Below are 11197 nucleotides of genomic sequence, written 5' to 3' on the forward strand. Positions count from 1 at the left end.
AACTGTCTGCAGCCATGGATGGCTGCAGCCAAGCCCTACAGGGACGTATTCACGGGCGTGTTTTGGGCAAGGGCGCTCCAGCGGATCGTCCTGCCGATGTGTCAGCAGCGATGTTGAGTTAAAAACACTGGGAAAAATCCGCCAGCTCGGACATCTTGCCGGCCGCCAGTCCGGAGCCCATGGCGTCCAGGGCCATCTCCACGCCGTCTTTGGCGGTGGCGGCCAGGCCAGCCACATAGATGGCCGCGCCGGCGTTCAGAGCGATCAGATCCCGGGCCTTCTCGGCCATCTCATCGTGGCCGCGCCCGAACGCCGCCTTGATCAGCTTCAGGGACTCATCCGCCGTCTCCACCGTCAGGCCCACCAGCGTCTGGCTCTTGATACCCAGGTCCTCCGGCGTCACGTCGTACTCGGTGATCTGGCCATCCTTCAGCTCCGCCACATGGGTGGCGCTGGCCAGGCTGATCTCATCCAGGCCGTCCTTCGAGCACACCACCATGATGTGCTCCGCCCCCAGGCGATGCAGCACCTCCGCCATCGGACGGCACAGCTCCCGGTTGAACACCCCCACCAGCTGGCGCTTCACGCCCGCCGGATTGGTCATGGGCCCCAGAATGTTGAACAGCGTCCGGCAGCCCAGCTCCTTGCGGGGGCCGATAGCGTGCTTCATGGCGCCGTGGTGGGCCGGCGCAAACATGAAGCCGACACCGATCTGCTCCACGCAGCGGGCCACTTCCTCCGGCTTCATGGACAGGTTCACGCCCACCTTCTCCAGCAGGTCCGCGCTGCCGCTGCGGGACGACACCGCCCGGTTGCCGTGCTTGGCCACGTAGCCACCGGCCGCGGCGACCACAAACGAGGCAGCCGACGACACGTTGAACAGATTGGCGCCATCGCCGCCCGTGCCCACGATATCCACCAGCGGCTCCGCCTTCACCGTGACGGTGGTGGCCAGCTCCCGCATCACCTCGGTGGCGCCGGTGATCTCATCAATGGTCTCGCTCTTGAGGCGCAGACCCATCAGGAATGCGCCGATCTGCGCGTCCGTGGCCTCGCCGTTCATAACGATGCGCATCACATCCTTCATCTCCTCCCGGGACAGGTCCAGGTTGGATGCGATGCGGTTCAGGGCTTGCTTCATGTCCATGGCTCGGCCTCTTGTTATGTTCTCAGGAAGTTGCGCAGCAGTTCGTGGCCCTGCTCGGTCATGATCGACTCAGGGTGGAACTGCACGCCTTCAATGGGCAGGGTCTTGTGGCGGACCCCCATGATCTCCTCCACGGAGCCGTCCTCGTTGCGGGTCCAGGCGGTGACCTCCAGGCATTCGGGCAGGGTCGCCTTGTCAATCACCAGGCTGTGGTAGCGGGTGGCCTGCACCGGATTGCTGAGGCCCCGGAACACCCCCACATCGTTGTGGTACACCGCCGAGACCTTGCCGTGCATCACCCGGCCGGCACGAATGATATCGCCGCCGAACACCTGGCCGATGGACTGGTGCCCCAGGCAGATGCCCAGGATCGGCAGCTTGCCGGCAAAATGGCGGATCGCCGCCATGGAAATGCCCGCCTCGTTCGGGGTGCAGGGGCCCGGGGAAATCACCAGCCGCTCGGGCTTGAGGGCCTCGATCTGCTCTACCGTGATCTCATCGTTGCGATACACCTGCACGTCCGCACCCAGCTCCGCCAGGTACTGCACCACGTTGTAGGTGAAGGAGTCGTAGTTGTCGATCATCAGCAACATAATCCGTGCCTCCGCCTCAGTGATCGTAGTCGTTGTAGGTCATGGCGACGGCCCGGAAAATGGCGCGGCCCTTGTTCATGGTCTCTTTCCACTCGAGGCGGGGTACGGAATCGGCCACCACGCCGGCGCCGGCCTGGATGTGCAGGGTGTTGTCCTTGATCACCGCGGTGCGGATGGCGATGGCCGTGTCCATGTTGCCGTTGAACGAGAGATAGCCGACCGCGCCGCCATAGACGCCGCGCTTGACCGGCTCCAGCTCGTCGATGATCTCCATGGCCCGGATCTTCGGGGCGCCGCTCAGGGTGCCGGCGGGCAGGGTGGCCCGCAGCACGTCCAGGCAACTGGTGCCGGGCTTCAGGCGGCCGGTGACGTTGGAGACAATGTGCATCACGTGGGAGTAGCGCTCCACGATCATCTTGTCGGTCAGCTTCACGGTGCCGGTTTCCGAGACCCGGCCGGCGTCGTTGCGGCCCAGGTCGATCAGCATCAGGTGCTCGGCGATCTCCTTCGGGTCCGCCAGCAGTTCCTTTTCCAGAGCGTTGTCTTCCGCATCGGTGGCGCCGCGCTTGCGGGTGCCGGCGATGGGCCGTACGGTCACTTCCTCGTCTTCCACCCGGGCCAGGATCTCCGGCGAGGAACCCACGATGTGGAAATCGCCGAGATCCAGAAAATACATGTAAGGCGACGGGTTGAGCACCCGCAGCGAGCGGTACAGGTTCAGGGGCGGCGCCTCGAACGGAATCGACATGCGCTGGGAGATCACCGTCTGCATCACGTCGCCATCGAGCACGTAGCCCTTGATGCGCTCGACGGCGGCCTCGAACTTGTCCTGGGTGAAACCGGAGATGAAATCGCTCTCGTCCACGGTTTTGCCCCGCAGATGCGCCGGGGTGCGGGGAGCATTGGCGGTCTGCCGGTGCAGTTGGCTTTCCAGCGCGTCGATGCGCGCCTGGGCCTGCTCATAGGCATCGGGCACCGACGGGTCGACGTGCACGATCAGGTGCAGCTTGCCGCGGAGGTTGTCGAACACCACGATTTCATCGGACACCATCAGCAGGATGTCCGGGGTGCCGATCTTGTCCGGCGGGCAGCTCTTGCGCAGGCGCTTTTCGATGTAGCGGACGGTGTCGTAGCCGAAGTAGCCCACCAGGCCGCCGTTGAATCGGGGCAGCTCGGGCAGGTCCGGGGCGTGGAAACGCTGCTGGTAGGCGTCCACGAACGCCAGGGGATCGTCCACCTCGGCCTGCTCGACCACCTCGCCGTCCCGGCGCACCTCCACCCGGTGGTCGAACACCATCAGCCTTTCCCGGCTGGGCAGGCCGATGATGGAGTAGCGGCCCCACTTCTCGCCACCCTGAACGGATTCGAACAGGTAGGAGTAGGGGCCACTGGCCAGTTTCAGGTAGGTGCTCAGGGGCGTATCCAGGTCGGCAAGGACTTCCCGGTAGACAGGGATACGGTTATAGCCGGCCTGGGCGAGCTCGGCAAAGTGCTCGGGGGTCATGATTCGGTTCCTGATATCTGTTCTGCGTTCGCGTCACGGCCGGGGTCTCCGGGCCGTTCGCCGGGTGGTGCGGGCTCAACGGGCATGCGCCAGTCAGCCGCCGGGCTTGCTCAGCCGGTGCGCCATCGCCACCATCGCGTTGCGCGGGTTGTGAGGATGCCTCGCGCTGCAGTCAGATTCAGTCCCTGCACGGCAGGAATCTCCCGATCAGAAAGGTCTGTTCATTGAGGGCTGAGATTACAAAAGCTCGGCCAGTGAATCAACAACTGCGTCCGCACCCAGGGCATCCACGGGGGTACCGAAGTTATACCCGTAGCGCACCGCCACGCAGGGAATGCCAGCGGCCTGGGCCGCGCCCACGTCGGCGGCGGAGTCGCCGATCATAACGGTGGTGCTCCGGCGGCCGCCCAGTTCGGTCATGGCATGCAGCAGCGGCGTCGGGTCCGGTTTACGTACCGGCAGGGTGTCGCCGCCAATGCACAGCTCAAAGCGGTTGGCCAGCCCGACCTTTTCCAGCAGGGGCGCCACGAAGCGCTCCGGCTTGTTGGTGACCACCGCCAGCCGGCAGCCGTTATCCTGCAGGCGGCTGAGGCACGCTTCCACGCCGGGGTACAGCCGGGCGTGCTCGCCGTTCACCTCGCCGTAGTAGTGGTAGAACATCGCCAGGGCGTCCTCGAACAACGCCTCGTCCGCGGGCCGGGCCGGCTCCCAGTCAATCCGGCCGGCCAGCGCCCGGCGCACCAGCACGGCGGCGCCGTTGCCCACCCAGTTGCGCACCTGATCGATACCGGCGGGTTTCCGGCCCAGGTAGATCAGCATGCGGTCCACGCCGGCGGCCAGGTCCGGCGCGCTGTCCACCAGGGTGCCGTCCAGATCGAACAGGGCAACCCCAGGCCAGCGGGCGTTGAACAGTCCGCCCAGGCTCATTCGCCGATGACCGCGCGGGCCTGCTCCAGCTCGGCGCGCATGGCGTCGATGGTGGCCTTGTAATCGTCGGTGTTGAAAATGGCAGAACCCGCCACGAAGGTGTCGGCACCGGCCTCGGCGATGGCCCGGATGTTGTCGGTCTTGACGCCGCCGTCGATTTCCAGGCGGATGTTATAGTTGGTGGCGTCGATGCGCTGGCGGGCTTCCCGCAGCTTGTCCAGGGTGCCGGGGATGAACTTCTGGCCGCCAAATCCCGGGTTGACGGACATCAGCAGTACCATGTCCAGCTTGTCCATCACGTAATCCATATAGCTCAGCGGCGTCGCCGGGTTGAACACCAGCCCGGCCTTGCAGCCGCCGTCCCGGATCAGTTGCAGGGAGCGGTCGATGTGCTTGCTGGCTTCGGGGTGGAAGGTGATGTAGCTGGCACCGGCGTCGATGAACATGCGGATCAGGTCGTCCACGGGGGATACCATCAGGTGTACGTCGATGGGCGCGGTGACGCCATGCTTGCGCAGGGCCTCGCACACCATGGGGCCGATGGTCAGGTTCGGGACGTAGTGGTTGTCCATGACGTCAAAGTGCACCACGTCGGCGCCGGCGGCGAGGACGTTGTCGACTTCCTCGCCCAGTCGGGCAAAATCGGCGGACAGAATGGACGGCGCAATCAGGTACGGATTCATGGACGGTCTCTCGCAGCGTGTCGATGTCGGTGGTCGAAAGCGATGCTAGTCTACCAGTTTGATCACGGGTTTTCCCGGTGGGTAAACCCGAAATACGGGGTTGTGAGCGTGATGGGAAGCGTACGAATGACGGTGTTGGTTCTGTCGATGGGGGCGCTGGCCGCCGGCGCGCCGGCGTGGGGCCAGCAGCCAGCGGCGGATGCCGCCGGCACCCAGGGTAGCGGTGCGGCCCCGTCGACGGGTGTGGCCACCTCCGATACGAAGGCGCTGAAGCGTGATCGGGCGATGGTCCGGGTGGGGCCGGGGGATGCGGGGCTGTTCACGGAGTTTCCGGATCACGCCCGCGCCCTGACGTTGGAGGATGGCGCCACCGTGCCGGCGCTGTTCTACCCGGACCAGACCGGTGATGCCCGGGGCGCCCTGATCCTGCTGTCGGAGGCGGGCGCCGGCGCCGGTAACGCCCTGGCCCGGGGGCTGGCGGAGGCGGTGACCGCCGCCGGATGGGGGCTGGTGTCGGTTGGGCTGCCATCGCCGCCGCCGGGGTTGACCGCACTCTGGTCCCAGCCTGGAAGCGACGGCGCGAAAGCGCCGGCGGCCAGCAACGGCACCCGTGCCGACTCGGGCGCCGACAAGGCAGCCGATACCGAAGGCAAAGGCTCAGGCACGGCTGGGGGCGGGCAGGACCCGGCCGCCGTGATGATTGATGTGATGAAAGCCGAGGCGCCCTCGGATGCGGGAGCCGGCTACCAGGCGCGCGTGGCGCAGACCCTGAAGGCGGCCGGCCAGTTGGCGGCGGACCAGGGCTACAGTACCCGTGTTCTGGTGGCCGTGGGCCATGGCGCCGGCCCGGTGCTGGCGGCGGCCGATGGCGATATCCAGAAGCTGGTGTGGATTGCGCCCCGATTTTATCCGGCCCAGAAGGCCGGGCTGATGGACCAGTTGGCAACCCGATCGGAGTTGTCGATGCTGGAATTGGCGCCGGCCGGCGCCGCGGACGAGGCCCGTGCCCGGGGCGGTGCCCTCAAGCGGGCGGGATTTTCCGGGTATGAATGGCAGCCGGTGTCGCTACCGGTATCGCTGCTGAACCTGACGCCGGGCGACGCCCTGGCGCTCGCCCACCGGGTGACCGGCTGGCTAAGATAGTGGCCGGCTGCGCTGTTTGATCAGTTCCCAGGCCTGCTGGTAACGCAGCAGCCGCTCCTTGGCCAGTGCCAGCTCCCGGGGCGAGAGGCCCTGCTGGGCGAGTTTGTCCGGGTGGCATTCGGAGACCCGCTTGCGGTAGGTCCGCTTCATCTGCTCCAGCGAATCCCGGCGGGTTACCCCCAAAAGCCGGCAGGCCTGTTCGAAGGTGGCGGGCTTGTCGGGCAGTTCCTCTGGTGCCCAGCGCCGCCGAAGAAATCCCTCCAGAAGATCCTCTCCAACACTCATCGGCAGGCCCAGGCGGTCAATGGCGTCCTCGCACCGATGGCGGCGGGCCTTGGTGGGCGGGCCGCTGAGCTGCGCCGCCTCGCACAGGCAGGCGGCGACGGCGACGGCCGTTCCCGGCATCAGCGACCAGCCGAGGGGCAGGCGGATGCCCAGGGGGGGTGATAGGTCATCGGCCTGCTTGCCTCGCTGGAACCGGGCGATGGCCCGCCGGCGCTGGCCGGATGAGAGGCGGCACGCGGTGATAACCCGCTCGGTGAACGCAATGTCGGCCTCGGTGACGCGGCCGTCCGCCTTGGCCAGATAGCCCAGGGCATGAAACAGGGTGCGCAGTGCCCAGGCCGGCGGCGCGGCCTCGGTCAGCACCTCGGGAGAGCGGAAGCCGGCACGTTCAAGCCGGTCCAGGGTCCGGTTCAGGGCGCGCTCGAGGTGGGTCGGCAGGGGGGCAGAGGCCGTGGGTCGGTCGGCGGTTTTGGCCATTGGGTCAGGCTCCGGACAGCCGCAGGTCCAGCTGGTGCAGGCGCTCCGGCGTGCCCACATCAACCCAGCCGCCCAGATGGTGGTAGCCCCGCACCCGGCCGGCGGCGATGGCCCGGTGCAGCACCGGCGCGAGCCTGCCTGCGGAGTCGTCCAGGCCATTGAACAGGCGGCGGTGGAGCAGGCTGATGCCGGCGAAGGTAAGCCGGCTGGCGGTGCCTGAGGGGCTCGCGGTCTCCGCCGGCCGATCGGTGATGATCCCGTCCGCGCCCAGCCGGAAATCCCCTGCGGGGTGGTGGTCGGGGTTGTCCACCAGCACCAGCAAGGCATCGGCGTCGGCCGGCGGCTGCAAGGCCTGCAGGGGCAGGTCGCACCAGACGTCACCATTGATCACCAGGAACCAGTCATCACCGTCCCGGGTCAGCAAGGGCAGGGCCCGCACAATGCCGCCGGCGGTTTCCAGCGGTTCCTGCTCCCGGGAGTAGCGCAGGGCCAGGCCAAATCGGTCTCCGTTGCCCAGGCGCTGTTCAATCTGCTCCCCGAGCCAGGCGTGATTGATCACCGCCCGGTCGATGCCGGCCCGGTGCAGGGCTTCGAGGTGGTACTCGATCAGCGGCCGGCCGCCAGCACGGAGCAACGGCTTGGGGGTGGTCAGGGTGAGTGGGCGCATGCGCTCGCCCTTGCCGGCGGCCAGGATCATCGCAATCACGATGGCGTTTGCTCCGGGAGCGGGCCGATGACCTCGGCAATCCGCGGCACCGCAGCGTCCACGAGCCACTCGTGGAAATGCCGCAGGGCCGGCTGACGGGCACTGGCGTCCACCAGGTAAGAGACGGTCCTGGGGATGTCGGCCAGATAGCCGGTCTTGCCGTCCCGCCGTGCCAGGCGGGCAAAGATGCCGGCGGCCTTGAGGTGGCGCTGCATGCCCATCAGCTCAAACCACTGCCGGAAGGTGTCGGCGTCGGCGTGGTGCTGTCCGGCGGCCTGGCTGGCCAGGCGGAAATGCTCGAGCCATTCGGCCACCTGCGCCTCGGGCCAGCGGATGTAGCAGTCTTTCAATAACGAAACCGCGTCATAGGTAACCGGTCCGCGCACCGCGTCCTGGAAGTCGATCACGCCGGGGCGATCGGTGCCGTGGCGCACGAGCAGGTTTCGCGAATGATAGTCCCGGTGGACGGTGACCTCCGGCTGCGCCAAGGCGCTTTCCCGCAGGAAGGCGAAGGTGGTGTCCAGCAGGCAGCGTGTGCCGTTGTCCAGGGGCAGGCCCAGGTGCTGTTCCAGCAACCAGTCCGGGAACAGCGCCATTTCCCGATCCAGCAGGGCGGCGTCGTAAGGCGGCAGCGGGTAGTCGGGCGGGTTGTCGAGCCCCTGGATGACCACCAGCTCGTCCAGGGCCGCTCGGTAATGCTGATCGGCCTCGGCCGGATCGTCCAGGGCGCCGCGCATCAGCCGGTCGCCAAAATCCTCGAGCAGCAAAAACCCGTCTGCCAGATTCTCGGCCGCGATGGCCGGTACCGCCACGCCGTTGCTGTGCCAGTGCCGGGCAATGGCCAGGAAAGGGCCGCAATCTTCGTGTTCCGGCGGTGCGTCCATGACGATCCACGGGGTGCGCCCGGTTGCGCCGTCACCGGGTTCGCGCCAGACCCGGAAATAACGCCGGAAGCTGGCATCGCCGGAAACCGGTTCGGGGGTGGCCGCGGCAAAGCCGGGCAGGGTGCGGACCCAGCGGGTCAGGGCGTGCAGGCGAGTGTCCATAACGTGCGGGTTCGTTGCGGTTGGGAGCCAGTGATCAGCGAAGCGTAGCAGAGGAGCTCGAGCGGGTGAAACGGCTTTTACCGGCGGCCGGCGTTAACAAGGTCCGGGGGCACGTGTAAACTAGGCGGCTCACGCTCATACCCCGTTGATCGCAAACCGGAACAGGAAACCTGCCACCGTGTCATCCGCCCGCCGCCACGCTGCCCTGCCGGCCTCATCGCCGATTCTGTTTCCGGCCGCAGGGGCAATGGCGTCGGCAGGCGTCCGCCGTCTGGTGCTGCTCTCGTTGGCGGCGGTGACACCGGCCTGGCTGATGGCGCAGCCAGCCCGGGCCGACGACGGCGGCGCGCCCACGGCGGCGGAGATCGACTGGCGGCCACGGGACCAGCTTCCCGAGGCGGTGCGGGCTAAGCTCCCGGTATTCTGCGAAGGCGGTTATCTGCCTTCCCGGGGGGGCACCGACGACGGCCTGGCCCTGCCGGGAGGCGCAACCTCGGACACCGAGGCGCCGATCCAGGCCAGCGGCCTGAACGCCCGCTACGAGATTGATAACCAGCTTCGGCTGGAAGGCGACGTGCGCATTCGCCAGGGCCGGCTGCTGGTGACCGGCCAGGAGGCGCTCTACGACCAGAACCTGGGGCAGATGTCCGTTAAGGGCCCGATGGTCAGCCGGGGCGAGGGCTTTCTGCTCACCGGCCGTGCCGCCGACTACGACGCCAACACCGGCCTGCTCGATATCGACGACGCCACCTACCTGCTCAACGGCCCGGGTATCCGCGGCAACGCCGCCCAGTTGTCACGGCCCAGCGACACCGAAGTCGATATCAAGGAAGGGCTGATCACCACCTGCGGCCCCGCCCGTAACGATTGGGCCGTGGTGGCGTCCGACATCCACCTGGATCGGGCCGAGGGGGTGGGCACCGCCAAGCACGTTCGCCTGGAAGTGCTGGATACGCCGATTTTTTACTGGCCCTACATTAGCTTCCCCATCGACGACCGGCGCAAGACCGGTTTCCTGTACCCGCAGTTCGGCACCTCCAACACCGGCACCGGCGGCTTCCTGTCGGTGCCCTACTACTTCAACCTGGCGCCCGAGTACGACGCCACCCTGACGCCCCAGTTCATCAGTGGCCGGGGGCTCTTTACCGAGGCGGAAGGCCGCTACCTGAGCCGGTTCGGGGAAACCGATCTGCAGGTGGGGTACATCGACAACGACGGCTATTACGCGGACGAGAATCCGGGTGAAAGCGGCCGTCGCTGGGGCCTCGACGCCACCACCCGCGCCAGTTTCGGTGGCGGCTGGACCGGCTACGGCGATTTCTCGGCGGTCAGCGATAACGATTACCTGAGCGACCTGAACCGCAGCCTGAACATCAACCGGGAAACCCACCTGCTGCGCCAGGGCGGTTTCCGCTACCGGGACGCCAGCCAGTACTTTGACGGCTACCTGAGCGATTACCAGACGATTTCGGACTACATCCCCGATCGCAACAAGCCCTACGCCCAGTTGCCCAACATCACCTACGGTGCCACCGCTGACGTGGGCGCGTTCGAGGCCAATCTGGACAGCCAGTACACCAATTTCTACCGGGACAACAGCAACCTCTCCGGCCTGGACCGGGCCAACGGCCAGCGCCTGCGGGCGGTGCCGGAGCTGGCCCTGCCCATGCGGGCGCTGTGGGGATTCAGCCGGCCGTCGGTGAGCGTCGATTACACCCGCTATGCCCTGGAGGACTACACCCTCGGGGACGGCAACATCGATCGCACCGTGCCGGTGGTGGAATGGGACAACGGCCTGTACTTTGACCGCCGCTCCGAGTTGTTCGACATTCCCTACAACCAGAGCCTCGAACCCCGGCTTTACTACGCGTGGGCCAACGCGCCGGCGGACCAGAACGACATCCCGGATTTCGACACCTCCTTGCGCAGCTTCCGGTTTGACCAGCTGTTTGAACCCAACCGCTTCAGCGGCGGCGACCGGGTCGGGGACACCAATCAGGTAACGGTGGCACTGACCAGCCGAATCAACGATCTGGTCACCGGCGCCGAGCGCGCCCGGGTCAGCGTCGGGCAGGTACATTATCTGGAAGAACAGGATGTCACGCTGTTCGGCCAGGGCGGCAACCGGGAGCCGAACTCGCCGCTGGCGGGGGAAGTGGTACTCAATCCCCTTGATACCCTGGAAATCCGCTCGTCCGGCCTCTGGGACCCGGACACGGGCCAGACCCAGGAAGGCCGGAGCGAGCTGACGTTTCATTCCGAGGACTACCGGTACCTGGCCACTCTCGGCCACACCTACCGCCGGGATTCGCTTGAGCAAAGCGACATCGCGACGGTGTTCCCGATCACCGACCGTGTCAGCGTGATTGGCCGTTGGGTGTACGATTCCCAACTGGACCGGACCGTGGGTACGCTGGCTGGTCTGGAATACACGAACTGCTGCTGGAGCGTCCAGGTCATACAGCAAAGCTACCTCACCAGCGATCGACAGCTGGATAACCAGATCCTGTTTCAGATTCAGCTGAAGGGACTGGGGGGCAGCGGCGGTGTCTCGACCGACATATCCGACGCCATTTATGGCTACGAAGAGCGTGAGAAGCGCCGTTTTGGAACGCCATCCGGAACTCCCTGACACCGGGCCGGACAAACCAATCCCGGACGCACAGGGTCCGCAAACAGACAACGA

Annotated in this window: 10 protein-coding genes; 2 read left to right on the forward strand and 8 right to left on the reverse strand. The window is 66.5% G+C overall.

The annotated features are described in order from the left end of the window. Nucleotides 1-118: 118 nt before the first annotated feature. The 5 genes from trpD to rpe form a co-directional block, all read right to left on the reverse strand. Nucleotides 119-1147, reverse strand: coding sequence for an anthranilate phosphoribosyltransferase (gene trpD / locus V3388_RS01430; protein ID WP_336365736.1), 1029 nt, complete (start codon nucleotides 1145-1147; stop codon nucleotides 119-121). 14 nt (nucleotides 1148-1161) lie between these two features. Beyond that, nucleotides 1162-1740, reverse strand: coding sequence for an aminodeoxychorismate/anthranilate synthase component II (locus V3388_RS01435; protein WP_336365737.1), 579 nt, complete (start codon nucleotides 1738-1740; stop codon nucleotides 1162-1164). Nucleotides 1741-1756: 16 nt separating this feature from the next. After that, nucleotides 1757-3244: an anthranilate synthase component I gene (gene trpE / locus V3388_RS01440; RefSeq protein ID WP_336365738.1), complete on the reverse strand. Its 1488-nt coding sequence runs from the start codon at nucleotides 3242-3244 to the stop codon at nucleotides 1757-1759. Nucleotides 3245-3481: 237 nt separating this feature from the next. Beyond that, nucleotides 3482-4171, reverse strand: coding sequence for a phosphoglycolate phosphatase (locus tag V3388_RS01445; RefSeq protein WP_336365739.1), 690 nt, complete (start codon nucleotides 4169-4171; stop codon nucleotides 3482-3484). Continuing rightward, nucleotides 4168-4854, reverse strand: a complete 687-nt coding sequence (rpe, locus tag V3388_RS01450; RefSeq protein WP_336365740.1) for a ribulose-phosphate 3-epimerase — start codon at nucleotides 4852-4854, stop codon at nucleotides 4168-4170. Before rpe ends, V3388_RS01445 begins: the two co-directional genes overlap by 4 nt. A gap of 126 nt (nucleotides 4855-4980) precedes the next feature. Here rpe and V3388_RS01455 point away from each other — a divergent pair, with 126 nt between their 5' ends. Further along, nucleotides 4981-5997 (forward strand): DUF3530 family protein, encoded by a 1017-nt coding sequence (locus V3388_RS01455; RefSeq protein WP_336365741.1) that lies wholly within the window; start codon nucleotides 4981-4983, stop codon nucleotides 5995-5997. On the opposite strand, the gene V3388_RS01460 is transcribed toward V3388_RS01455, so the two are convergent. The 3 genes from V3388_RS01460 to V3388_RS01470 are packed head-to-tail and all read right to left on the reverse strand — an operon-like array spanning nucleotide 5989 to nucleotide 8511. Next, nucleotides 5989-6759, reverse strand: coding sequence for a molecular chaperone DjlA (locus V3388_RS01460; RefSeq protein WP_336365742.1), 771 nt, complete (start codon nucleotides 6757-6759; stop codon nucleotides 5989-5991). The genes V3388_RS01455 and V3388_RS01460 overlap by 9 nt on opposite strands. A 4-nt stretch (nucleotides 6760-6763) precedes the next feature. Next, the gene (gene murU / locus V3388_RS01465) at nucleotides 6764-7465 is read right to left on the reverse strand and encodes an N-acetylmuramate alpha-1-phosphate uridylyltransferase MurU (RefSeq protein WP_336365743.1); all 702 of its coding nucleotides are present in this window, start codon (nucleotides 7463-7465) and stop codon (nucleotides 6764-6766) included. After that, nucleotides 7462-8511 (reverse strand): aminoglycoside phosphotransferase family protein, encoded by a 1050-nt coding sequence (locus V3388_RS01470; protein WP_336365744.1) that lies wholly within the window; start codon nucleotides 8509-8511, stop codon nucleotides 7462-7464. Before V3388_RS01470 ends, murU begins: the two co-directional genes overlap by 4 nt. 178 nt (nucleotides 8512-8689) lie before the next feature. Between V3388_RS01470 and V3388_RS01475 the strand changes: the two genes are divergently transcribed. Further along, entirely contained in the window at nucleotides 8690-11143 is a 2454-nt protein-coding gene (locus V3388_RS01475; protein ID WP_442915595.1) for an LPS-assembly protein LptD, read from the forward strand. Nucleotides 11144-11197 lie beyond the last annotated feature (54 nt).

This window comes from Marinobacter sp. C2H3 (genome assembly GCF_037080155.1).
In the GTDB taxonomy this organism is placed as follows: Bacteria; Pseudomonadota; Gammaproteobacteria; order Pseudomonadales; family Oleiphilaceae; genus Marinobacter.